The organism is Candidatus Eisenbacteria bacterium, from assembly GCA_016930695.1.
In the GTDB taxonomy this organism is placed as follows: Bacteria; Orphanbacterota; Orphanbacteria; order Orphanbacterales; family Orphanbacteraceae; genus JAFGGD01.
Genome location: JAFGGD010000031.1, coordinates 19,161 through 43,883 on the forward strand (window position 1 = coordinate 19,161; position 24,723 = coordinate 43,883).

Here is a 24,723-nt window from a genome sequence, read left to right on the forward strand (position 1 = left end):
AACAACATCCTTGCGCCCAAACCACGCGCCGCGGTGGCCGGCGCGCCCCGGGGACGGAGGGGGATTACGGGGAGGAGGGGGCGAGGATCTTCCGATAGAGGAACTTGGCGTCGCCGGGGGCGTAGAAATCGTCGAGAACCGCCGCGGCTTCGTACCCGCGCCGTTCGTAGAAGGCGCGCGTGGAGGCGTACCGCTCCTTGCCGGCCGTCTCCGCGTAGAGGTGGCGTCCACCCGCCCGGCGCACGATCTCCTCGACGCGGAGGAGAATCTCCGTTCCGAGGCCGAGGCCCCGTGCCTCCTCCCGAACGGCGATCCAGTAGAGATCCCAGCTTCCCCTGGTGCAGGGGATCTCGCCGTAGCAACCGTAGCCGAGGACTTTCCCCTCTCGCTCGGCGAAGAGAAAGAGATAGCCGCTCGCCTCGCCGTCCCGGAGCCGGGTCTCGACCAATTCCGCGGCCACGCCGATTTCGTCGTCCGAGAAAAAACCGGTGGAGGAGACGATGGTTCGTACCTCATCGATATCCGCCGGGCGCGGCTCTTCACGGAATCGAATGTCCTTGCGGTTCCCGTCCGTCATGACCGTCGGAGCGCCTCCCGCGCGATGGTCTCGATCAGTTCGCCGTATCCGATACCGGCCCTCTCCGCCGCCGCCGCGAGCCCGGCGTCGCTCCCCAGCCCGGGGTTGCCGTTCACCTCGAGCACCCAGGGGATTCCCTCGCCGTCGACCCGGAAGTCGACGCGCCCGTAGCCGCCCAGGCCGAAAAGGCGCCAGCAGAGAAGCGCCGTCTCCCCGAGTCGCCCGAGGAGGGGTTCGTCGCCGGCGGGGAAGTCGAAGTTTCTCGCCGTGTGGCCGTATTCGAAGGAGGATTCGTCCCACTTGGCCCGGTATCCGACGATCTTCGGTTTCCCCTCCGGGTAGTCGTGAAAATCGATCTCCGCGATCGGCAATACGCGGGGCGCGCCCCCTTCGTCGATGATCCCGACGTTGAATTCCCTCCCCTCCACGAAGGCTTCGGCGAACCGGTCCGCCGTCGCGCGGCGGCGCGCCGACTCCGGATCGCGGTACATCTCGAGGTGATCCTCGTCCAAACCGATGGACGCGTCGCCGTAGCGGGGCTTGAGCAGGTAGGTCCCCGGGCGGGCCTCCCCGCCGCCCTCATCCGGGGAGATCCAATCGGGGGTTCTTACGCCGGCGAGGCGGAGCGCGCGTTTGGCGAGGACCTTGTCGGTCGTCACCGCCATCGCCTGATGCCGGCACCCCGTGAACGGGAGACCGAGCATCTCCAGAAGGAGGGGGGCGAGGACGTTCAGGTGGTGAAGCCCCTCCGTCTCGTCCACGAGATTGAAGACCAGATCGGGGCGGGCGTCTCGGAGTTCTTCGGTGAGCGCCGTGAGATCCCGGTGCCGGAGGGAGGCGCGCCGGGTGTCATGCCCCGCCTTGTCGAGCGCCGCGGCGACCTCGATGGCGTCGTTCACGATTCCCGCCTCGTCCGGTCGGGCGCCGGGGAGGACTTCCGTGTGCAGAACGACTATGCGCACGGCCGGTTCGCCTCGCATCGGCGCGAGGCCGATTCGATGATGCGCTTGATGAGCGTCTCGTAGGGGACGCCCGCCGAGCGGCAGAGGATGGGCAGGTCGCCCGAGACCGGATCGAGCCCGGCCAGAGGGTTGATCTCCAGGAACTGCGGACCGCCGGATTCGTCGAGACGGATGTCGACCCGACCCGCGTCGCGGCAGCCGAGGGCCCGCCACGCATCGAGTGCGACGGACGAACAGGCGCCGGCGAGCGCGGGATCGTCGCAGAGGGCGTACCCCACCCGGTCGGCGAAGCGCTGTTTGTTGTCGAAGGAATAGGCCCCCCGCTCGGCGTTTCCGGCGAGCGTGATCTCCAGCACGCCCAGCGTTTCCGCGCCCGGGCCCGTTCCCAGAACGCCCACGGTGAACTCCCGTCCCGGGAGATAGGCTTCGACCAGGACCGGCTGCTCGAATCGGCGGAGAAGATCCCGGCAGACCGCTTCCAACTCGGCCCCGGAACGGATCACCGAAGCCGCCGAGATCCCCTTGCTCGAGCCCTCCGCCAGCGGTTTGGCGAAGAGAGGGAAGGGGAGTCTGATGTTTCGAATGTCCTCTTCCGATTCGACGACCCCGAATGGAGGGGTCGGAACGCCGAGGGACGCCGCGACTCTCTTGGCCGTCGCCTTGTGAAGGGTGACGCAGAGCGCCAGGGGATCGGAAAAGGTGTAAGGGATGCCGTACGCCTCCAGGAGGGCGGGGATCTGCGCTTCCCGGCCGAACCCCGTAACCCCCTCGGCGATGTTGAAGACCAGCTCCCAGCGGTCCCCCGCGGCGAGGCGGCGGACCAGGCTCTTCACGTTGCCGACGGGATCGACCTCGTGGCCGAGTGAGGCGACGGCGCGTCCGATGGCGTCGATGGTGCCGGCGCCGTCGAATTCGGCCGCCTGTTCCGGGGCCATGCCCCCGGCCAGGTGATCTTCTTTCCGGTCGAAGGTGAAACCGACTCGCATCTCCCTCTCCTAGTCGTCCGACGGAGGGAGCGGATCGTGATATCGGAAGACCTTCCCCTCGTAATTGCGGAGGAGGATGTCGTCCCCCTCGCGGCCGATCATATATTGCGGCTGGATCGGGATCTTGCCGCCGCCTCCCGGCGCGTCGATGACGAAAGAGGGCACCGCGTATCCGGTGGTGTGTCCCCGGAGCCCTTCGATCAGCTCGATCGCCTTCTCCACGGGGGTGCGGAAGTGAGCGGAGCCGATGATCGGATCGCACTGATACACGTAGTAGGGACGGACGCGGATCCGAAGCAGCCCGTGGAACAACCGTTTCATCGTGTGCACGTCGTCGTTGATTCCCTTGAGGAGGACCGTCTGGCTGCCGAGCATGATCCCGGCGTCGGCGAGGCGGGTGCAGGCTTCCTCCACCTCCGGCGTCAGCTCGTCGGGGTGCGTGAAATGAATGCTGACCGCCAGAGGGGCGTACCGGCGCAGCATCCGGACGAGGGGGGGACGGATCCTCTGCGGGAGGACGACGGGTATCTTGGTGCCGATCCGCAGAAACTCGACGTGAGGGATCCGACGGAGCCGCGCCAGCAGGTATTCCAGCTGTTGGTCCGAAAGACAGAAGGGATCGCCGCCCGAGAGGAGCACGTCCCGAATGGAAGGCGTCGCTTCGATGTAGGCGAGGGCGCGCTCCCATTGCGTGCGGCCGAAGCGGTATTCCGATGGATTTCCCACCGCTCGGGATCGGGTGCAGTATCGACAATAGACCGAGCAGGTGCCGACCACGAGGAAGAGGGCGCGGTCCGGGTAACGGTGGACGAGCCCCGGCACCGGGCTGTAGGCGTCCTCGGCGAGGGGATCGAGCTTTTCGCCCGGTCCGACGACCAACTCGTCCGTGACCGGCATGACGGTGCGGCGCAGGGGTTGGCCGGCGTCCTCCGGATCGATGAGGCTCGCGTAATAGGGGGTGATTCCCACGGGGAGCGCGCGGTGAATGCCCCGGATCGCGGCTTCTTCGCCGGGAGAGATCGCCAGGATCCGACGAAGCGATTCGATCGATACGAACCGGTTCCGCATCTGCCACTTCCAGTCGTTCCATTCGGCGAGCCCCGTTCCGGGGAAGTGGCGCCGGAGGAAATCACGCGATCGCGCGCTCGTGCTGGGCCGTGACTGGCGCGGTTTCCAATCAGTGGGAGACGGGAGAAGTTCGGAAATGGAGAAGGGTTCACGGTCCCGCAAGATCCTGGTGGTCAAGCCGGGACCGGGAGGTTCCTCGATCAAGGTCGTTTCTTCGTGAACAGCGACTGCCGCGGATTTTCTCCGCGTTCTTTTCGGAGCCATCCGATTCATATTTTGTCGCACGGAACTCCACACTCCAGAGGAGTGTTCCTCCTTTAATGGAAACGAACCCCATTGCTCTCCGCGGGACGCTCCGCGAAACCGGTCGCCGGCGGCCGGTCGGATCGGAGAGAGATTCGCTTCGGGTGAAAAATGGTTCACCTCAAAACGAAGCGAGGTCCCTCCCCGCCGCCCCGCACACGAGAGGTTGCGCCGCGAAGGGCCGGAACCGGCCGCCCGGGTCCCCTCCGCCGTGCTCCCTCTTCGAGAACGGCATTTTTTGCCTGTCTTCCCGCTCTGTCAATCGGTAATCGTCCGAAAAGGGATCCGGCTGTTCTTTTTCTTGGGGTCCTTTTCCGCCTGCCGGGAAAATCGTGGGGGGCGATGAAGCCCGGTCCGGCCCGATTCCGGAGGCATCCTCGCGCTTCGGGAGCGCCGGGACTTAAAGATGATTCTGGGGAGATGGGCCTAAGGCGTTGTTATCAGGTCGATAAAAAGATGTGGCTTTTGGGACGGGGTGGGTTCTCGAAGAGAGCGAAGGGGAGGGGCGCCTCGTATCGGGCGCCCCTCCGACCCATGCGGCCTACTTTTTTTTCAGCATCTCACGGGTGTAGGGGAGAAGCCCGCCGGCGTCCCGGATCGCCAGGATCTCGGGCGGGAGCTTGGGGAAGGCGAAGGCCTTCCCGCCGACGCGGATCTCGCCGGCCGTCGCGTCCAGTTCCACCCCGTCGCCTTCTTTGTAGGCGTCCACCGCCTCGGGGCACTCGACGAGGAGCAGTCCTTGATTGATGGAGGAACGGTAGAAGATCCGGGCGAAACTTTTCGCCACGATCGCCCGAACACCAACCGCCTTCAGCCCGAGGGTGGGTTGTTCGCGGGAGGAACCGCATCCGAAGTTCTTTCCACCGAAAATAATATCGCCTTCCCGCGCCTTCCCCGCGAATTCGGGATCCAGGTCCTCGAGAAGATGCGGCTTGATCTCTTCCGCCGTGGCGCAGGTGTAGGTGTATTTACCCGGAAACAGCATGTCCGTGTTGACGTCGTCCCCGTATTTCCAGACTGTCATCGGGTCATCTCCTTGCGCGGATCGGTCAACCGTCCGTGGATCGCCGAGGCGGCCACCGTCTCCGGGCCTGCCAGATAGATCTCGGCCTCTTTACAGCCCATGCGTCCCTTGAAGTTCCGGTTCGCCGTGCTGAGACACTTCTCGCCCGGGGCGAGCGCGCCCTGGTGGGCGCCCAGGCAGGGCCCGCATCCCGGCGGGAGCACCACGCCGCCCGCCCGGGAGAGGATCGCCAGTATTCCCTTCTCCATCGCTTCTTCGTAGATCGCGCGGGACGCGGGGAGAACGAGGAGCCGCGTGCGGGGCGACACCTTCTTCCCCTTCAAGATCGACGCCGCGGCGGCGAAATCACTCAGCCGCCCGTTGGTGCAGGTGCCGATCAAGCACTGATCGATCTCCAGCCCCTCGAGTTCGCTCACCTTTTTGATGTTGTCCACCGTGTGGGGGGCGGCGACGACCGGCTCGATGGCGTCCATGTCGTAGGAGAGCTTGCGGATGTAGTGCGCGTCTTCATCGGCCCATACGGGCTCGTACGCTTTCTCGTCGACGCCGATGGAGGCGAGATAAGCCCGCGCCGCGCCGTCGACGGGGAAGACGGCGATCTTGGCGCCCATCTCCACGCCCATGTTGGCGATGGTGAAACGCTCCTCGATGGAGAGGTTCTTTACGTCGCCGTGGAACTCCACCGCCTGATAAGCCGCGCCGTCGGCGCCGATGTCGCCGATGATGGTCAGCACGAGGTCCTTCGCGGAGACGCCGGGGCGAAGCTTCCCGTGAAGAGTGATCTTGATGGTGTCCGGCACGCGGAGCCAGGTTTCGCCGCGGAGGTAGAGCGCGGCGGATTCTGTGCGGTCCACGCCGGTGGAGAAGACGCCGACGGCGCCGTAGGAGCAGGTGTGGGAGTCGCTCCCCACGATGAGCCGCCCCGGGAGGGCGTGCCCTTTCTCCATCAGCACTTGGTGGCAAACGCCGACGCCGATGTCGTAGAAGTGCGGTAGCTTTTGTTTCTCGGCGAACTCCCGGGCGGTTCGATGATTGGCGGCGTGCTTCTCCGACGCCGCCGGGATGACGTGATCCAGCACGATCACCGGCATCTCCGCGCGCGCCACGCCGTGTTCCTCGAGATCATCCTTGATCTTGCCCACGATCGCCGAGGTGTTGTCGTGGGTCAGCAGATGGTCGGGGCTCACGATCACGATCTGCCCGGGGACCACCTCAGCCTGGCCCGATTTCGCGGCCAGCACTTTCTCTGCGAACGTTTTACCCATGCTCTCACCCTCTGTGCGGTCCGGGCCTGCTCAGCCGCCCAGCAGGCCGCCCTTTTTATAGATCGCCATTTGAACGTCGGAAAAAGCGCCTCGGATCTCCTTCCCTGAAGGGATCTTGATCCTGCCGTTGTCGAGGTCGACCTCGATGATCTGCCCGTTCTCGATCCCTTCGCCGATCAGCCGCGCCGTCACGATCGGAAATCCTTTGTTGATGGCGTTCCGTTCGTAGATCGCGCCGAAGGACTCGCCGACGATGCAGGAAACGCCCAGGCTCTCGAAACAGTCCACCGCCTGTTGTCTCGACGATCCGGCGCCGAAGTTTTTGGGAACGACGACGATGTCGCCGGGCCGGGCGTTTTTCGCGAAGTCCTCGTAGCCCGCGAGATTGTCGAAGGTATACTGGCCCATCTCCCGGATGTCGGTGATGGCGAGATAACGGTTGTGATAGATCATGTCCGTGTCGATGTTGTCTACGTCGATCACCCAAGCCCTGCCTCGGAACACGGTCGGCCGGTCGGTCTTTTTCGGCGCCGGTTTCGCGCCCGTCTCGGCCGCCGTCCGCTTGCCGGGGGAGAAGAGGACCGGCTCGGCGGGCATGGAGCCGGGAAGGGTGATCACGCCGGCGATCGCCGAAGCCGCCACGGTTTCGGGCGAGGCGAGATACACTTCGCCCTTCCCCTGTTTGCCGGCGAAGTTCCGGTTTCCGGTGCTGATCGTGACCTCGCCCGGACCGTTCTGCCCGATCTGCCCGGCGGCGCATCCCGCGCATCCCGCGTTCCCCACCAGGGCCCCCGCCTTCTTGAAGATATCGATGATCCCTTCGTCAAGGCAGCGCCTCCAGACCGCGTCGGTGCCGGGGACGATTTTCAGCACGACCCCGGGCGCCACCCGGCGCCCCTTCAAAACCGCGGCGGCGGCCGCCATGTCCTCATACCGTCCGTTCGTGCACGATCCGATGAAGGCGGAATCGATTTTCGAGCCGGCGACGGAGGCTACGTCCACAACGTCCTCAGGGTGTCCCGGCCGTGAGATCTGCGGGGCGAGATCCGTCACGTCGATCTCGAAGGTTTGGGCATAAACGGCGTCCGGATCGGCGAGGACCGGGTCCAGCCGCCGGCCTGCCGCCCGCGAGCAGAAGTCCAGTATCATGCTGTTCGGAGGGAATAGGGCGATGATACCGGCCATCTCGGTCGCCATGGAGGCCATGGTCACTCGGCCGGCGAGATCCAGTTCGTCGATGACTTCGCCGTAAAACTCCGCGGCGTATCCGAGCAGCGTGTTCGCGCCGAGCTTCCGGAGTGCGGCGAGCACGAGGTCTTTCGGCCCCGCCTCCGGCGCCGGCTTCCCCCGGAAGAGGATCTTCACGGATGGAGGGACCTTGAACCAGACCCGGCCGAAAGCCCAGGCGTGGGCGATGTCCACGTCTCCCATCCCCTGGCCGAAGGCGCCGATCGCTCCCAGGATGTTGGCGTGGGAGTCGGTGGAGACGAGGGTGGATCCCGGAACCGCGAGCCCTTCGTCGATCGCCAGATGGGTCCCGATCCCCTGGTCGATGTCGTACACACGGATCCCGTGTTCGCGCGCGAAGAGGCGGCAGATCTGTTGGTTGGTGGCGTATTTCTGATCCGATCCGCCGGGATTACAGTCGAACGTGAAAAAGGTTTTGGACGGATCATCGATCCCCAAACCGTTTTCGCGGATGTTTTTCACGACGTTGGCGCCGCCGAAGTCGCGGGCCACGCGGACGTCGATCGTGATGTCGACGATCTCGCCGGGAGAAACCTCCTTGCCGCCATGGGCGCCGAGGATCTTTTCGATGATGGTCTTCCCCATGTTCGTTCTCCTCGCCGGCCGGATGGAGATCCGGTACCGGCGGATGGAATGAGACTCGAAAGGCGGTTGCTCGGGCGCGGAGCCGGGAGCGGTTCCGAGCGCGGACGGGGACCGCCCGCCCTCAGGATCGAAGAAAGAAGAGCGGGCGATCTTCCGGGACGACATCGCCTAACTAGTTATCATGCAATATGATACGGACGAAGAAAAGTGTATCCGGAGCAACCCGGCAAGTCAATCGGAATCGGGAGCGGCCGGGCGCGTATTCGCGCCGCACCGGCTTTTCCGGAGGGTGCGCGCCGATGGGAGGAAGCGAAGACGGAAAAGGCTTGGCCCATAAGGATTCGAGATTTAGTGTCGACGGGGACGAGCGATCCGTCGGTTCGCAAGGAACGAGACGGAATGTTGTATTCGTTTTGCATGGGAGGGAGTGACCATGAAGGTGTTGGTCGGAATGCTGGCGTTTGTTCTTCTCCTTTCCGTATCCGGGTGCGGGGACGACGACGATTCCCCCACGGGGAACGACGCGACTCATCTGACCGCCTCGCTGATCGCGGCGCCCTCTTCCGGGACGGTGCTCACCGATTTCTCCTTCAACGCATCGGGAAGCGACGCCGGGAGCGCGTCGATCCGGTTCCGCTGGGACTGGGAAAACGACGGGGCGTGGGATACGGACTGGGCGGACGACGCCGTGGTCACGCACCGTTACGCGTCGGGGGACACGATCGCCGTCGCGGTGGAAGCCCGTGCCGGCTCCTTGCTCGACACCGCCTACGCCGTCGTCTATCTGAACGACGATCACGGCGCGCGCGTCGACTCGGTGGTCCTCCGGGACGGCGGGGCGAACGGCATGACCAACGACGGCGAGGCCCTTTGGATCACCGGATGGATGGAGGACATCTACAAGGTCGACGTCGCGCTGGGCGTCATCGTGGACACCATAGACGGTCTCTCCAATTGGACCGGCGCGATTACCTGGGACGGAGATAATCTCTGGGCGACGGACTTCGATGGCGGTCCCAAGCTGTTCGAGCGGGATCCCCTGACGGGGGAAACCTACGGCAGCTTCGACATCGCGTACAGTGCGGCCGCGGGCGGCGTCGCCTGGGACGGCGAAGCCTTTTACGTGGGAAGTGACTTGAATTCGCTCGGGGACCGGGGGGACGGTCTCATCCATCGCTATCTGCCGGACGGGACGGAGACCGGCGCGATTCCGAGCCCCCGGGGGAGCGAACACCCTCGCGGACTCGCCTTCGACGGCGAGGATCTCTGGGTCGTGATCGTCTCCGACATAGGCGGCGCGGTGGACACCCTCTATGTGGTCGACAAGGACGACGGCACCGTGCTCCGCACTCTGTATCACCAGGGCCTCAGCGGGGACATGACGGTCATGGACGACCACGTCTGGGTCGTGACGTCGGCCTGTCCCTGCCGCGCGGTGAAGGTCGTTCCCTGATCCGTCTCTCCGAGGTGAAAAGAACGCGGGGGGCGCGCGCAGGCGCCCCGCGTTTTTTCCCCTACACACCCTCTCCTCGAGCGCCTCATCATTCTTCCGAAACGCCGCCGGTTGACAAGCCGGCGCGCCGCGTGCCACCCTGTCCACGAAAGGCGCGGCGATGCGAAAACGTTTACATCCTCTCCTTAGACGGTTTCGTCTCATTCCCGGCGCGGCGGTAATCGCGGTCGCGGCGGTCGCGGCCGGATGCGGGGGTGCTTCCGAGGAGGCGCGCGAAAGCGTTTCCTTCTCCGCCGAACGGGCGGAGGCTTTTCTCGACACGCTCGAGGAGAGGACCTTCCTCTATTTCTGGGAGACCGCCGATCCCCGCACCGGGCTCGCGCCGGACCGCGCCCCGACCCGTTCCTTCATGAGCACGGCCGCCACCGGTTTCGCGCTCACCGCCTACCCGATCGGCGCGGAGCGGGGATACGTCACCCGGGAGGCCGCGGCGGAACGGGTCCGCACGACACTCCACTTCTTCCTTCGAGCGCCCCGGGGGACCGATCCCTCCGCCTGCGCCGGGCACCGCGGCTTCTTCTATCATTTCCTCGACCGCGAGACGGGATGCCGTTTCGGCGAGGTGGAGCTCTCCACCGTCGACACCGCCCTCCTCCTGGCCGGCGCCCTCTTCTGCCGCGGATATTTCGACCGCGACGAGCCGGTGGAGGGGGAAATCCGGGCGGCGACGGATTCCCTCTACGCCCGCGTCGATTGGACCTGGGCGCAGCCCCGCGCGCCGATGATCGTCCACGGCTGGACGCCGGAGGCGGGCTTCCTCCCCTATGACTGGCGCGGTTACAACGAGGCGATGATTCTCTACATTCTCGCCCTCGCCTCGCCCACCCACCCTGTCGGCGCGGACGCCTACGAGGCGTGGCTCGCCGGGTACCGCTGGGGCGAGTTCCACGGCCGCGAACAGATCGGTTTCGCTCCCCTCTTCGGCCATCAATACACCCACGTATGGATCGACTTCCGCGGCGTCCAAGATCGTTTCACTCGTGAAAAGGGAATCGACTATTTCGAGAACTCCCGCCGCGCGGCGCTCTCCCAGAGGGATTACGCCGTCGAAAACCCGGGCGGTTGGATCGGCTACGGCGAACTCGCCTGGGGGCTCACCGCCTGCGACGGACCGGTGCATGGACAATGGACGATCGGCGGGAGGGAGAGGCGATTCCAAACCTATTGGGCGAGGGGCGCCTCGTTCACGGAGATCCAGGACGACGGCACCCTCTGCCCGTCGGCGGCCGCCGCGTCGATCGCCTTCGCCCCCGATGTCGTCCTCCCGACCCTTCTCGCCATGCGCGCCGAGCACGGCGGCCGCCTTTTCTCCGACTACGGATTCCTAGACTCCTTCAATCCGACATTCGTCCTCGACGTGCCGGTGCAGCACGGACGCGTGCACGGCGCGAAGGGCTGGTATGACACCGACTACATCGGGATCGACCAGGGTCCGATCCTGGCGATGATCGAGAACCACAGGACCGGGTTGGTATGGAGCGTGATGCGGCGCAACCCGCACATCCTACGGGGTCTCCGGGCGGCCGGCTTCACGGGCGGGTGGTTGGACACCGCGCGGGCCGACCGATGACCCGGGACGGTGACCGGCGGCGCGCCCCCGGCCGTTTCACCGCCCGAACGCTCTTCCGCTTTCTCCTTTTCCTCTCGTTCGCGGCGGCGCTCGGCGTCTCCTGCCGGGACTCGGGCGACGCCCGCCGCACCCTCCGTTTTTGGGCGATGGGGAGGGAGGGGGAGGTGGTTCAGGAGCTAATGAGCGGTTTCGAGGGGGAGAACCCGGGGCTTCACGTCGAGGTGCAGCAGATCCCCTGGTCGGCGGCTCACGAGAAGCTTCTCACCGCTCACGTCGGCCGGTCCACGCCGGACGTCGCCCAGATCGGCAACACGTGGATCGCCGAGTTCGTCGCCCTCCGCGCGCTGGAGCGGCTGGACGAGCGCGCGGCGCGCTCCGCCGGCGTCCCGGAGGAGTCTTTCTTCCCCGGCATCTGGGACACAAACATCATCGACGGCGCGCTCTACGGAATCCCCTGGTACGTGGACACACGCGTTCTTTTCTATCGAAAGGATATCCTGGCGCGCACCGGACGGGACGCCGTTCCGGAGACGTGGGAGGAGTGGCGGGAGGCGATGATGGAGATCAAGGCGTCCGCCGATCCCGATCATTACGCCGTCTTTCTGCCGACCAACGAGCCGACGCAGGCGGTGATCTTCGGCCTCCAGGCGGGGTCGACCCTCCTCGCGGAAAACGGCACGCGGGGCGCTTTCTCGGGCCCCGCCTTTCGGCGCGCGTTCCGGTTCTACATCGATCTCTTCCGTGACGGTCTCGCCCCGCCGGTGAGCAACACGGAGGTGTCCAACCTCTACCGGGAATTCGCGCGCGGCTATTTCGCGATGTACATCACCGGTCCCTGGAACCTGGGTGAGTTCCGGAACCGGCTCCCGGAGGAGTTGCAGGACGAGTGGGCGGTCGCGCCCCTTCCCGGTCCGGGATCCGCCGACGCGGGGGTCTCCCTCGCCGGCGGATCGAGCCTCGTTCTTTTCCGGGAATCTCGTGAAAAGGAGGACGCCTGGCGGCTCGTGGAGTTTCTTTCCCGCCCCGAGAACCAGCTCCGTTTCTACCATCTCACCGGAGACCTGCCGGCGCGCGTCGAGGCGTGGCGGGATTCCGCCCTCGCCGGCGATCCGAGAATCAACGCTTTCGAAACGCAGCTCCGGCGGGTGGTCTCCACGCCCAAGGTTCCCGAGTGGGAGCAGATCGCCACGCGGGTGATGATGCGCGCCGAGGAGGCGATACGCGGCAGCGCGCCCCCCGACTCGGCCCTAGCGGCGCTCGACCGGGACGTGGATCGGATTCTGGAGAAGAGGCGTTGGATGATCGAACGGGAGAGGGAAACCGCGGCTTCTCCGGAGGAAGGGTCGTGAGCGGGATCGTCGAACGGCGGCAGAGCCGGGCGGCGTGGTTCTTCCTCACGCCGGCCTTCTTCCTGATCGTGGTCTTCTTTTTCCTCCCCATCCTGGCCGGTTTCGTTCTCAGCCTGACCGATTTCGATATCTACTCCATCGGGTCCCTGAAGAACGCGCGTTTCGTGGGGTTCCGCAACTACGCGGGGACCCTCCGGGGCGGGGAGTTCTGGAACGCGCTCCGGAACACGGCGTATTTCGTTTTTCTGGGCGGGCCCCTCTCGGTGCTCACCTCCTTGGCGGCCGCGCTCCTGGTGAACGCGCGGCTCGTCCGCTTCAAGGGAGTTTTCCGGACCGTCTATTTCGCGCCGGTCGTCACCACGCTGGTGGCGGTCGCGATCGTCTGGCGCTATCTGTACCACCCGCGCTACGGCCTCCTCAACTTCGCGCTGGCGAAGTGCGGCGTCCCCGCCGTGGACTGGCTCGGCGACCCGGCCTGGGCGATGCCCGCCATCATTCTGATGTCCGTCTGGAAGAACTTCGGCTACAACATGCTCATCTTCATCGCGGGGCTGCAGAGCATACCGGAGGAACTCTACGAGGCGGCCCGCGTCGACGGCGCCGGCTTCCTGCGGAGCTTCCGCCATATCACCCTCCCCGGCCTCGCGCCGACCTTTCTCTTCGTCAGCGTGCTCACCATGATCGGCTCCTTCCAGCTCTTCGCCGAGCCTTACGTGATGACCCAGGGGGGACCGCTCCGGAGCACCACCAGCGTGATCCTGTTGATGTACGAAGAGGGTTTCCGATGGTGGCGCCTCGGTAAGGCGTCGGCGATCGCTTTCCTCCTCTTCGTGATCGTCATGGCCGGGACGATGATCCAACTGCGGTTCCGCCGGGAGGAGCAGGAATGAGGAGGAAGCTCGGCGCGCCGGTTCTCTACGCGATGCTCCTTTTGGGGGCGGTGGTGACTCTTACCCCTCTTCTCTGGATGATCGCGGCGTCCTTCATGCACACAGGCGAGGCGGCGACCGTCCCGCCCCGCTTCATCCCCCGCGAGGCGACCCTCGAACATTACCGGGCGCTTTTCACCCGCCTCGACCTGACGCGATGCCTGCTGAACAGCTCGATCATCAGCGTCTCGGTGACCCTTCTCTCCCTGCTGATCAATTCCATGGCCGGCTACGCCTTCGGGAAGCTCCGTTTTCCGGGACGGGAACGCCTCTTCCGCGTTCTCCTCATGGGGCTGATGATCCCGGCGCAGGTCGGCATGCTCCCCCTCTTCCTTCTTCTCAAGCAGATGGGGCTCGTGAACACCTACGCGGGGGTCTTCATTCCTTACCTGGCGAACATCTTCGGCATCTTCCTCATCCGCCAGTACGTGCAGGGGGTGCCGGACGATCTTCTCGACGCGGCGCGCATCGACGGCGCCGGCGAGTTCCGCATCTTCCGCGTCGTGGTGCTCCCCCTGATCCGTCCGATTCTGGTCACGCTTGCGGCGTTCACCTTCATCAGCGTTTGGAACGACTTCCTCTGGCCGCTCATCATGCTGAGCGACGAGGCGAAGTACACGCTCCCGGTGGCGCTGGCGGGCCTCGTCGGCGAGCACGTGCAGGACACGGAGCTGATGATGGCCGGCTCGGTGATCACCACCCTCCCGGTTCTCGCCGTCTTCCTCTTCTTCCAGAGGGTCTACGTAAAGGGGATCATGGCGGGCGGGGTGAAAGGTTAGAAGACCGATGAAAAATGGGCTCGCCCTTTTTCTTCTCGCCGCCGTCCTCTCGATCGTTTCGTCCGCCGGCGCGGCGGACACCGTCTCGGGGACGGAGACGATCCTTCTCGACGACTTCGCAAGCCTCGATGGATGGACCGCCCATCCCTCCGACGGGGTGGAGGCGGTTCTCCGCGAGGAGAACGGCGCGCTCCGCGTCGATTTCCGTTTTCTCTCCGGCGCCGGCTACGCCGTCTTCCGCAAGGATTTCGCCGTCAATCTCCCGGAGAACTACGCCTTCACCTTCCGCGTGCGCGGCGACGCGCCTCCGAACCATCTGGAGTTCAAGCTGATCGACGCGACCGGCGAGAACGTCTGGTGGTCGGTTCTCCGGGACCACGAATTTCCGAACGAGTGGGAGACGATCCGGATCAAGAAGAGGAAGATCTCCTTCGCCTGGGGACCGGCGGGCGGGGGCGAACCGTCGGAGATCGCGGCGATCGAGTTCGCCGTCACCGCCGGGAGCGGGGGTTCGGGGACGGTCTGGATCGACGACCTCGCCCTCACGCCCCTCCCGCCGCCCAATCCGAATCCCCCCGCGCCGGTCGTCGCCGGCTGTTCGTCCTTCCGGCCGGGACATGAACCGGAGAAGGCGATCGACGGGGACGATAACACCTATTGGAGTACTGTCGAAGGCGACACCGATCATTGGATCGAATTCGATCTGGGCGTCCCCCGGGAACTCTCCGGGCTGTATGTACTGTGGCATGTTCGTCCACGTAAGATCGATATTCGGGTTTCGGATGATGGAAACGAATGGCGCCTGATACGCGATGCGAAATGGCGAACAATCTACTGCGGTGGTGTAAATTTCTATAGATTGGAATTGGTCTTTCTGCCCGAGACGGAGGCGACCAGGCTTCGATTGGATATGAAGTCTACACATCTTGGGATTAAAGAAATACGGATCCAACCGCTCGAATGGGCGGCGACGAGAAACGACATCTTCGAGAGGATCACGGAGAACTCGCCCCGGGGGATGTACCCGAGAGGGATGACCGGCGAGGCGGTCTACTGGACGACGGTCGGCGCCGACGGCGGAATCGTCAACGGATTGATCAGCGAAGACGGGGCCGTGGAGGTCGGGCCGGGATCGTTCTCCATCGAGCCGTTCCTATTCGATGATCTCTATACTACCGGTTGGGACGGATCGGAGATCACTTATTCCCTCAAGGAGAGTCTCTTTCCTGTTCCGACGGTGACCCGACGACACCGCGACCTTCTTCTTGAAATCACCGCTTTTGCGGTGGAGAAGGAGGCGGCATCATCAATGGTCATGCATTATCGATTGAGAAACAAAAAGAGATATCCCCAAAGGGGCCAGTTCCTATTGGCTCTCCGGCCTTTCCAGGTCAATCCTCCCTATCAGTTTCTGAATGTAACCGGCGGGACGGCGAGAGTGGATTCGATCGAGAATAGCGGATCGAAGGTGCGTGTGAATGGAAGGAAATGGGTATTTTTCTTGCGAAAACCGGATGGTTCTTTTCCCGCCGTTTTCGAAAAGGGAATGAGGATCAAGATGTTTACGGAATCGCGTTGGGGTAATGGATACATTCCTTTTTGCAAAGACTGGGATTCCGTGACCGATCCCTTCGGCGCCGCGTCGGCTGTGTTCGTCTACCCCTATTATATTCCCCCCGGCGAAGAGATGCGTGTCGATTGGGTAATCCCTCTCGACGGTGAGCCGATCCTTCCGGAGGAGGAGGGAGAGGCCGCCGCCGCGGAATGGGTCGACCGGGAACTGGAGAAAGCGATCGAGAGATGGCGGGAACGCCTCGGACCGGTGACGATCGACCTCCCCGACAAGGAGGTGGAAAACACGCTGAAGAGCCAGATCGGCTACATCCTGGTGAACCGCGCCGGTCCCGCGATCCGTCCCGGGACGCGCTCCTACGCCCGCTCCTGGATACGGGACGGGGCGCTCACCTCCTCGGCGCTCCTCCGCCTCGGGATCGACGAGCCGGCTCGGGAGTTCCTCGAATGGTTCGCGCCGCACCAGTACGAGAGCGGCAAGATCCCCTGCGTCGTCGACGACCGGGGCGCCGATCCCGTTCCGGAGCACGACAGCTCAGGCGAGTTCCTCTTCCTGATCGCCGAGATCGTTCGCTATACGAAGGATCGCGCGCTCGCCGATGAGATGTGGCCCCGCGCCGAGGCGGCGGCGGCGTACCTCGACTCCTTGCGCGGCACGAGGCGCACCGACGAGTACCGTACGCCGGAGAAGAGACACTTCTTCGGGCTCCTTCCCCCTTCGATCAGCCATGAAGGATACTCGGCGAAACCGATGCACTCCTACTGGGACGACTTCTGGGCGCTCCGCGGATTCCGGGACGCGGCCTACCTCGCCGGCGTCGTCGGGCGCGAGGCGGAGAGGGAACGCTGGGCCGCGGTCGCGGAGGAGTTCGCCGCCGATCTGGCCGCCTCCATCGCGGCGGCGATGGAGCACCACGGGATCGACTACGTTCCCGGATGCGCCGACCTGGGAGATTTCGATCCCACGTCGACCACAATCGCTCTCTCTCCCGTCGGCGCCGGGGATCTCGCCCCCGAGGGGGCCATCCGCCGCACCTTCGAACGGTACGGGGAGTTCTTCGAGGAACGGCGGACCACCGGCAAGTGGGAGGCGTTCACCCCCTATGAGCTCCGGAACATCGGCGCCTTCGCCCGTCTCGGCATGCGGGGGGAGATCGCCGGGATGCTGGAGTGGTTCCTCCGTTACAGGCGGCCGCAAGGTTGGAACCACTGGGCGGAAGTGGTCTGGAAAGAGGAGAGGCTCCCCCGTTTCATCGGCGACATGCCGCACACATGGGTCGGCTCCGACTTCATCCGTTCCGTGCTCGACATGCTCGCCTTCGTCCGCGAATCGGACGGGGCGATCGTCGTGGGAGCGGGAATACCCGTCGAATGGCTGGCCGGCGAGGGGGTGAGCGTGAAGAATCTACAGACCCCCTACGGGACGATCGGATTCATCATGCTGCACGAGGGGGAGGAGACGCGAATCGACGTGGAGGGGACGGCGATGCCCCCCGGCGGAATCGAACTCCGCGCCCCCTTCGATGGATCGATCGAGTCGGCGACCGTGAACGGCGCGCCCGCCTCGCCCGGCCCGGAGGGGGAAATCCTCGTGCGCGCCCTTCCGGCGCGGGTCGTGCTGAAGCGGTGACGGCGCCGCGAGACCTTTATTCGTAAATCGCTTTCCGCACCACTTCGCGCCAGACCGCGTACCCCTTCTCGTTCATGTGGAGCATGTCCTCGAGGAAGAGTTCCTCGATCGGCTCCCCCTTCTCGTTCAGCATGGGCGAGGCCACGTCGATGAAGGCGAGAAGGGTGTCGGCGTCGCACGCCTCGCGCAGCAGCCGGTTCACGCGGATCGTCTCCGGAAGAAACTCCCGCCGGGAGGGGCTCGGTTTGACGGAGATAACGTGAATCTTCGTGCCGGGGAGGGACGCGCGGACGAGGGAGACGAACGAGTCGAATGCCGCGAACACCTTTTCCGGCGGCACGCCGAGGGCGATGTCGTTGTCCCCCTCGTAGAGGAGGATCGCCGAGGGGCGGTAGGGGAGAACGATCCTCCCCGCGAAGAAGAGGGCGTCCAGCATGGTGCTCCCGCCGAACCCGCGGGGAATCACCGTCGCCGGCGCGAGGTCCGCGGCGAGAGTGGGGTGCCACATCCGCATACTGGAGCTTCCGATGCAGAGGAGCGCTCCTTCGGGTGGGAAGCACTCCCGGTCGGCCGCTTCGAAGGCGGCGATGTCCCCCTCGAAGCGACGGGGGTCGGGAAAGGGGGCGCCGGCGCGGGCGGGCGCGATAGCTCCGATCACCAGAAGCAGAAGGACGGCCGCCGCGGCGCGCGCCCCCCGGTCCTCCCTTGCGGATCCGATCATCCTCGTTCCTCCCCGTCGAGAACGCCGCCGTTCGTCTCGATCACTTTCCGGTAGAAGCGGCCGCTCCTCTTCCACGTTCGCTTTTGGGTGGCATAGTCGACGTGAAAAACGCCGAACCGTTTGGTGAACCCCCGGCTCCATTCCAAATTGTCCATGAGGGACCAGACGAAGTAGCCGCGCAGGCCCGCGCCGCGGCGGATCGCCTCGCGCGCCGCTTTCAGGTGGGAACGCAGGTAGGCGACGCGGAGTGGATCCTCCACCGTCTCTCCCTCCGCGCGGGGCGGATCGGGGAAAGCGGCGCCGTTCTCCGTCACGTAGAGGGGGATGCTCCCGTAGAGCTCCTTCAGCCGCAGAAGAACGCGCGTGAGCCCTTCGGGGTGGACCTCCCAACCGGTTTCGGTATAAAGAGAGTCCTCCAAGCGCACCGACGATTCGCGATCCGGCAGCGCGCCGCCGTCGCGCCGCACCACGGCGCGCGTGTAGTAGTTGACGCCCAGAAAATCGATCGGTTCGCCGATGAGCGCCAGATCCTCGGGCGTGTAGTCGACCCACGCCGGGCCGTAGATATCCGGGAGACCCGCGGGCGGCCGCCCGAGCAAGACCGGATCGAGATACTGGCGGTTCATGTAGATGTCGCCCCGTTCCGCCGCCGCCCGGTCTTCTTCGGCGTCCGAGGCCGGCTCCTTGGGCTCCAGGTTGGCCACCAGGCCGATGGGCGCCGCCCCCTCGGCCCGCCCCGCCCGGAGGGCGAGGCCGTGGGCCCGAAGGAGGGCGCGCGAGACCTTCGCCGTCTCCGCCGCGCTCCGATGTCCGGGGGGATGTACTCCCGCCATGAATCCAGCATGGGCGATCACCCAGGGCTCGTTGATCGTCATCCACATGGAGACCCGATCGCCGAGCGCGCGGAAGGCCACCGACGCGTAGGCGGCGAATCGTTCCTCCATGGAGGGATCGAGCCATCCGCCGCGCTCGTCCAGAGCGGCGGGATGGTCCCAGTGGTAGAGGGTGGCGCAGGGTCGGATCCCCCGATCGAGAAGGAGATCGACGAGGCGGGAGTAGAAATCGAGGCCCGCCCGGTTGATCGAGTTCCCTCCATCGGGGAAGATCCGGGACCAGGCGATGCTGAAGCGGTAGGCGCCGAGCCCCATCTCCTTCATGAGATCCGCGTCGCCGCCGGCGCGCCGGTAGTGATCGGATGCCACGTCGCCGGTGGAGCCGTCCTCGGTCCCGCCGGGGGCGTGGGTGAAACGGTGCCAATTGCTCGGCCCCGCCCCGTCCGCCAGAGGAGATCCTTCGATCTGATAGGCGGAGGTCGCCGCCCCCCAGAGAAAACCCTCGGGGAAACGGGAGGAGCGCGGAGGGGGATCGTTCTTTTCAGCCCAGGATGATTCGGACATGATGGGTTTGGCCGTCCTCGTCGAAGGGGATGCGAACGGAGCCTTTTTCCACCGGAAGGGGGCGGCCGTCCAATTCCGCCGCCGTCACCTTTTCCGCGCGGCGGTTCGGGTTCTCCATCTCGATTTCGTAGACCGTCTCTCTCCCCGGAACCCGGAATCGAACGGAACAGCGCGGCCACTCGTCCGGCACGCGCGGCCGGATCCGGAGCGCCTTCCCTCCCTCCAGGCGGAGGCCCAGGATCGATTCGACGGCGACCCGGTACATCCAGGCCGCCGAGCCGGTGTACCAGGTCCAGCCGCCGCGCCCCAGATGGGGCGGCTCGCCGTAAACGTCCGCGGCGATCACATAGGGCTCGGCGCGGTAGACGGCGACCCCTTCCGGCGAGCCGGCGCGCGTGACCGGCGAGAGCATCTCGAGGAGATCCGCCGCGCGTCCGCGCCGTCCTCGCTCGGCCAGGGCCGCGACCAGCCAGAGAGCGGCGTGTGTGTACTGCCCGCCGTTTTCGCGGACGCCGGGCAGGTATCCCTTGATGTATCCGGGATCCTGCGGCGTGTCGGCGAAGGGAGGAGTGAGCAGGCGGATCAGGCCATCCTTTTCCGAGACCAGGTGCTTTTCGGCGGAGTCGAGCGCTCGTTCGGCGCGATCCGGGGGCGCCGCGCCGGAGAGGACCGACCACGCCTGGGCCAGCGCGTCGATGCGGCACTCCGCGCTCTCCCGCGATCCGAGTGGAGTCCCGTCGTCGTAGAAGCCCCGGAGATACCAGTCGCCGTCCCAACCGGAATCGTTCAGCGCCTTCCCGAGTCCCTCGCGCGCGGCGCGGTACCGGGCGGCGCGTTCGGCGTCCCCACGCTCCTCGCAGACCGGGATGAATCGTTCCAGCAGGGCGAAGAGGAAGAACCCCATCCAGACGCTTTCCCCTTTCCCCAGGCGTCCCACCCGGTTCATGCCGTCGTTCCAGTCCCCGGTGCCGAAGAGGGGGAGCCGGTGATCGCCCACGGCGAGAGAGAGATCGATCGCCCGGACGCAGTGGTCGTAGAGGTCGCCGGACAACCCGGATGGGCGGGGTCGGACAAACACTTCGTCGACGCCCTCCGCCGGAAGAGGCGCCGTCAGGTAGGGAATCGGGACGCGCCAGACGGCATCGTCCCCGGACGTTTCGACATAAAAAGTCGTTATGTATGGTAACCAGAGCCGATCGTCGGCGAACCGCGTGCGGATGCCCGCGTCTTCCGGGGGATGCCACCAGTGCAGGACGTCTCCCTCGACGAACTGATGCGCCGCGTGAAGGAGGATCTGTTCGCGGGTTTTTTCCGGGCGAAGGTAGACGAGCGCCGAGGCGTCCTGGATCTGATCGCGGAAGCCGAAGGCGCCGCCGGACTGGTAGAGGGCGGTTCTCCCCCGTAATCGGCAGGCGACGGCCTGATAGGGGAGCCAGCCGTTCACCATGATGTCGAGGGCGGGGACCGGCGTTCGGATGCACAGGCCGGATCGCATCCGCCGCCACTCCTCCCGCGCGACGTCCAGGGCGCGTTCGACCGCCCCGTCCGCCCGGTACCGCGCGATCAGCGACCGGACCTCCTCCGCATTCGATCCCTCTCCGAAGAGGAAGGCGCACTCCGCCGAACCGCCGGGCGGGAGTTCGATCGATATTTTTTCCGTGAAGCAAGGATCCAGGTTCGCCCCCGTCTCTCCCCCCGGCGGATCGTCGTGGAGGAGCGCCGCCGGACGGGCCGCGTCTCCTCCGGCGCCGAGAAAGGCGGCGCGGTCGCAACTGTAATAGGTCGGACCGGTCGCGGCCGGGGCGACGGCGGCGGCGAATGTCACCGCCCGCGCGAAGGAGCCGGCGAAACGGTTTTCCGCGAGGAGCGCCTTCCCGTTCGGTTCGAAACGGGTGACTACGAAGCGGCCGCTCTCCTCGGGGGTCGCGCCGAGCACCAGACGGCGATGCGAAAAAAGGCCGAGCCGGCGCGTTTCACCGCTCCGGTTCGTCAGGCGCACGCGTGTGATCTTCACCGGGTCCCGCGTGGGGACGAAGAATGTGACCTCCTGCTCGATGCCGAGGCTCTTTCCCCGGAAGAGGGTGTATCCGAATCCGTGCCGTACCTCGCACTCTTCCGGGCCGTCGGCCGGTCCGGGAAGGGGGGACCGGAACTCGCCGCTCTCCTCGTCGCGCATGTAAAGCGCCTCGCCGTGGGGATCGCGCAGGGGATCGTTCGCCCATGGGGTCAAACGGTGCTCGCGGCTGTTCCCGCTCCACGTGCAACCGGCGCCTCTCTCGCTCACCAGGAAGCCGACTCGGTCGTTGGCGATCACGTTGATCCACGGGAGGGGGGGAAGACGGAGTTTTCCGTCCGCCCCGGGGCGGAGGCGGATCACGTACTCCGAGCCGTCCGGCGTGAATCCCCCGAAGCCGTTGGGGAAAAGAAGATCGCCGTCTCCTTCGGGGAAGACGCTCGCGCCTCCGGCGTCGTGTCGCGCTTTCCCCGCCGTTTCCCCGGCGGGGGGTACGATCTCCACGGCGCCTCCGCGGCAGAGATCGGGCATCTCCCTCGTAAGGACCAGGCGGGCCGCCGCCTCGAGGAGATCCGCCCTCTCCGCCGGTATCGTTTCCCGGTCGATGAAGTGCACCGTCCCTCCGTCGTCGAACGGTTTCTCCGGAGATTGGGCGAGTGACGGGTCGTTCGTGAAAACGACGAGGGGAAAATCGATCCCCGACTTTTTCCAGTAGCGAAGGGCGCTTCGCATCTCCGGGAGAAGGAGGGCTCCCTCCGGAGAGTCGGCGCGCAGGACGATGTAGGGCGTACCGGGAGAGAGGCCGAAACGCGCGAGGTCCTCCGGCCGTCCCCGAAGACATTCGAGCACCTCCGGCGCGGCCCGAAGGGAACGTTGGCCGTAAAGAATCGCTCCGGCGAGCGCCTCGTAATACTCCGCCCGGTCCTCCCCGAGTTCCGAGTCGTCGATGCATCCGCGCGCCCTCTCCCGGGATCCGGCGAATGCGCGCTCGGCCGCGCCTTCATCCGTCCAGGTCCGGACCAGCGCGAGGGCGTCCTCTTCGACGGGCGCCACGCCCATCAGGAAGAGGAAGCGAGCCTCGCCGCCCGGACGCAGGAGCGCCTTTCGACGGAGCGCGAAAACGGGGTCGAGCACATTGCCGGAAGAACCGGAGAGGGGCGTGCCGGCGCTGAGGGCGAGCGGGTCCGCCGGGGATCGACCACGGCCGAGAAAGAGGGCGCGGTCCGTCTCGAACTCGAGCTTTCCCGCGCCGGAGAGCGCGGCGAACATCCGGGGATGTCGCTCCGAACCGGACCGGCCGCGGCGTCTCGCGAAAAGCGCGCCCGTCCGGGAGTCGTGCGCGGTCTGCACGAAGAGCTTGGAGAACGCCGGGTGGGCGGCGTACGCGCCTGGTTGATCCAGCACGATCTCCGCGTACCCGGTCAGTTCCAATCGACGCTCCCGAACGGACCGGTTGGCGAGCGTGATTCTGCGGATTTCGAGGTCCGCGCCGGTGGGTACGCACGTCTCCATGCGGGCATCGATTCCCCCCTGCCGGCGGTCGATGGTGACCACCCCCGGTTCCCACTCCGCGCGGTAACCCGCGGCCCCCGATGGGAGGGGATGCCTGCCGATCGACCAAAACCTCCCGCTCTCTTCGTCCCGAAGATAAAAGAGGAGTCCGGTGTCGTCCTCGAGGGGATCGCCGCTCCAACGGGTCAGCGCGTAATCCTCCCAGCTCGACCTTCCCGTTCCCGCGCCGGTCATGAGCACGGTATACCGGCCGTTGCCAAGAAATCGGGCGGGAGGGGTCCTCTCTCCACGTCCGTCGAGGGGGGGAAAGTGGGAAGTCTGTCGCAACGACCTCTCCATCGAAGTCTGTAACTCCTAAAACTACAGATAGTTGTGCGAAGGAGGGGGCGGCGGGCCCCTTTTCCCTCGCGCAGGGCTCTCTCGGACCCCCGCGCATGGTGCCTTTTTATTCACTTTCCATCAAGGCTTGACATAAGTATGTCAGATGTGCGATCATTTGTAAACGGTTACATCGAGTCGTGGGATCAGTCCGGGTGGGCCGGGATCCCAAAGATCGAGCCTCGTCCGGCCCGAGAGATAAGATTCCCGACCTTGAGGAGCATCTCTATGGCGACGATCAAGGACGTGGCCCGCGAAGCTGGCGTGTCGGTTGCCACCGTTTCCCGTGTGTTCAATGACAGCCCACTGGTGAGTGAGATCACCACCAGCCACGTTCTCGAGGTGGCGCAACGGCTGGATTATTGGCCGAACGGAGCGGCGCGGAGCCTCAGCACCAATCGCACCGGCACGCTCGGTGTCGTCCTGCCCGACCTTTACGGTGAATTCTTCTCCGAGATCATCCGCGGGATCGACACCGCGGCCCGCGAAGAGAAATACCAGATCCTCCTCTCCAGCTCCCACGCCGCCGAAGCGGAACTGGTTTCCGCGGCGCAGGCGATGCGCGGCCGGATCGACGGGCTGATCGCCATGGCGCCTCACGTCGACTCCGCGAGATCGCTGGTCGATTTCGCACGGCACTTTCCCGTCGTCCTTCTCAACCCGGGAATGCCCGCGGAAAACTGCTCCGTCATCTCCATCGCGAATTTCGAGGGAGCCCGCGCCATGGTCCGCCATTTGATCGGGGTGGGCCACCGGCGCATCGCCATGGTGCTCGGCCCTTCAGGGAACGTGGACGCCGAGGAGAGGCGGAGGGGTTACCGCCGGGCGTTGGATGAAGAAGGGATCGAGGTCGATCCCGCCTTGGAAATCGAAGGCAATTTCGATCAGGAATCGGGCTACGAGAGCGCGGCCCATCTTCTCCGGCTCGATCCGCGCCCCACCGCGGTTTTCGCCGCCAACGACTGGATGGCCTTCGGACTGCTGAGCGCGCTCGCCGACGCGGGGATCCGGGTCCCGCAGGAGATGGCGATCACCGGTTTCGACGACATGAGCATCGCCGCCTTCCTCAGTCCTCCCCTCACGACCGTGCGGGTGGACGCGGTGGAGCTGGGGAAGAGGGCCGTGCAGCTTTGGTTCGACTCGATTCACGCTCGGGAAGAGGAGCGGTTTTTCGCGTATCAGGTCCTGCCGACCTCTCTCGTGGTTCGCGGCTCCTGCGGCGCGCCGAACGGAACGGCGGCGCCGGAACGTTCGGGCCGATGGACGAACCACGGGAGGGAAGAAGAACGGGAATGAGGACGGGGAGCCGGGCACGACGCCCGGCCATTTCTTTTCGCGTAT

Annotated in this window: 17 protein-coding genes; 7 read left to right on the plus strand and 10 right to left on the minus strand. The window is 65.6% G+C overall.

The features are described 5' to 3' along the window. Positions 1-64 precede the first annotated feature (64 nt). The 7 genes from JW958_06980 to JW958_07010 form a co-directional block, all read right to left on the minus strand. Entirely contained in the window at positions 65-577 is a 513-nt protein-coding gene (locus JW958_06980; protein MBN1825991.1) for a GNAT family N-acetyltransferase, read from the minus strand. Next, on the minus strand, positions 574-1,539 hold the full coding sequence (locus JW958_06985; protein ID MBN1825992.1) for a D-alanine--D-alanine ligase: 966 nt from the start codon (positions 1,537-1,539) through the stop codon (positions 574-576). Before JW958_06985 ends, JW958_06980 begins: the two co-directional genes overlap by 4 nt. Then, on the minus strand, positions 1,530-2,525 hold the full coding sequence (locus JW958_06990; protein ID MBN1825993.1) for a D-alanine--D-alanine ligase: 996 nt from the start codon (positions 2,523-2,525) through the stop codon (positions 1,530-1,532). The genes JW958_06985 and JW958_06990 overlap by 10 nt, the downstream gene beginning before the upstream one ends. A gap of 9 nt (positions 2,526-2,534) precedes the next feature. Further along, complete coding sequence (locus JW958_06995; GenBank protein ID MBN1825994.1) at positions 2,535-3,857, minus strand: KamA family radical SAM protein; 1,323 nt, start codon at positions 3,855-3,857, stop codon at positions 2,535-2,537. 580 nt (positions 3,858-4,437) lie between these two features. Continuing rightward, positions 4,438-4,920, minus strand: a complete 483-nt coding sequence (locus tag JW958_07000; GenBank protein MBN1825995.1) for a 3-isopropylmalate dehydratase — start codon at positions 4,918-4,920, stop codon at positions 4,438-4,440. Continuing rightward, positions 4,917-6,185 carry a 3-isopropylmalate dehydratase large subunit gene (locus JW958_07005; GenBank protein ID MBN1825996.1) on the minus strand — a complete coding sequence of 423 codons (1,269 nt, stop codon included), beginning with the start codon at positions 6,183-6,185 and terminating at the stop codon, positions 4,917-4,919. The genes JW958_07000 and JW958_07005 overlap by 4 nt, the downstream gene beginning before the upstream one ends. Before the next feature lie 30 nt (positions 6,186-6,215). Beyond that, on the minus strand, positions 6,216-8,018 hold the full coding sequence (locus tag JW958_07010; GenBank protein MBN1825997.1) for a 3-isopropylmalate dehydratase large subunit: 1,803 nt from the start codon (positions 8,016-8,018) through the stop codon (positions 6,216-6,218). A 433-nt stretch (positions 8,019-8,451) separates the two neighbouring features. On the opposite strand from JW958_07010, the gene JW958_07015 reads away from it, so the two are divergent. The 6 genes from JW958_07015 (at position 8,452) to JW958_07040 (ending at position 17,360) form a co-directional block, all read left to right on the plus strand. Next, complete coding sequence (locus JW958_07015) at positions 8,452-9,471, plus strand: hypothetical protein (protein MBN1825998.1); 1,020 nt, start codon at positions 8,452-8,454, stop codon at positions 9,469-9,471. A 160-nt stretch (positions 9,472-9,631) separates the two neighbouring features. Beyond that, the gene (locus tag JW958_07020) at positions 9,632-11,101 is read left to right on the plus strand and encodes a Tat pathway signal protein (GenBank protein ID MBN1825999.1); all 1,470 of its coding nucleotides are present in this window, start codon (positions 9,632-9,634) and stop codon (positions 11,099-11,101) included. Next, the gene (locus tag JW958_07025; protein ID MBN1826000.1) at positions 11,098-12,450 is read left to right on the plus strand and encodes a sugar ABC transporter substrate-binding protein; all 1,353 of its coding nucleotides are present in this window, start codon (positions 11,098-11,100) and stop codon (positions 12,448-12,450) included. The genes JW958_07020 and JW958_07025 overlap by 4 nt, the downstream gene beginning before the upstream one ends. 5 nt (positions 12,451-12,455) lie before the next feature. Further along, on the plus strand, positions 12,456-13,340 hold the full coding sequence (locus tag JW958_07030; protein ID MBN1826001.1) for a sugar ABC transporter permease: 885 nt from the start codon (positions 12,456-12,458) through the stop codon (positions 13,338-13,340). After that, complete coding sequence (locus tag JW958_07035) at positions 13,337-14,158, plus strand: carbohydrate ABC transporter permease (protein ID MBN1826002.1); 822 nt, start codon at positions 13,337-13,339, stop codon at positions 14,156-14,158. Before JW958_07030 ends, JW958_07035 begins: the two co-directional genes overlap by 4 nt. A 7-nt stretch (positions 14,159-14,165) precedes the next feature. After that, positions 14,166-17,360, plus strand: a complete 3,195-nt coding sequence (locus tag JW958_07040; protein ID MBN1826003.1) for a discoidin domain-containing protein — start codon at positions 14,166-14,168, stop codon at positions 17,358-17,360. Between the two features lie 16 nt (positions 17,361-17,376). Here JW958_07040 and JW958_07045 read toward each other — a convergent pair whose 3' ends face one another. The 3 genes from JW958_07045 to JW958_07055 are packed head-to-tail and all read right to left on the minus strand — an operon-like array spanning position 17,377 to position 23,331. Continuing rightward, on the minus strand, positions 17,377-18,081 hold the full coding sequence (locus JW958_07045) for a hypothetical protein (GenBank protein MBN1826004.1): 705 nt from the start codon (positions 18,079-18,081) through the stop codon (positions 17,377-17,379). Beyond that, positions 18,078-19,478: a beta-glucosidase gene (locus tag JW958_07050; GenBank protein ID MBN1826005.1), complete on the minus strand. Its 1,401-nt coding sequence runs from the start codon at positions 19,476-19,478 to the stop codon at positions 18,078-18,080. The genes JW958_07045 and JW958_07050 overlap by 4 nt, the downstream gene beginning before the upstream one ends. After that, positions 19,456-23,331, minus strand: a complete 3,876-nt coding sequence (locus JW958_07055; protein MBN1826006.1) for a glycosyl transferase — start codon at positions 23,329-23,331, stop codon at positions 19,456-19,458. The genes JW958_07050 and JW958_07055 overlap by 23 nt, the downstream gene beginning before the upstream one ends. 279 nt (positions 23,332-23,610) lie before the next feature. Between JW958_07055 and JW958_07060 the strand changes: the two genes are divergently transcribed. After that, positions 23,611-24,678, plus strand: coding sequence for a LacI family DNA-binding transcriptional regulator (locus JW958_07060; protein ID MBN1826007.1), 1,068 nt, complete (start codon positions 23,611-23,613; stop codon positions 24,676-24,678). Positions 24,679-24,723 lie beyond the last annotated feature (45 nt).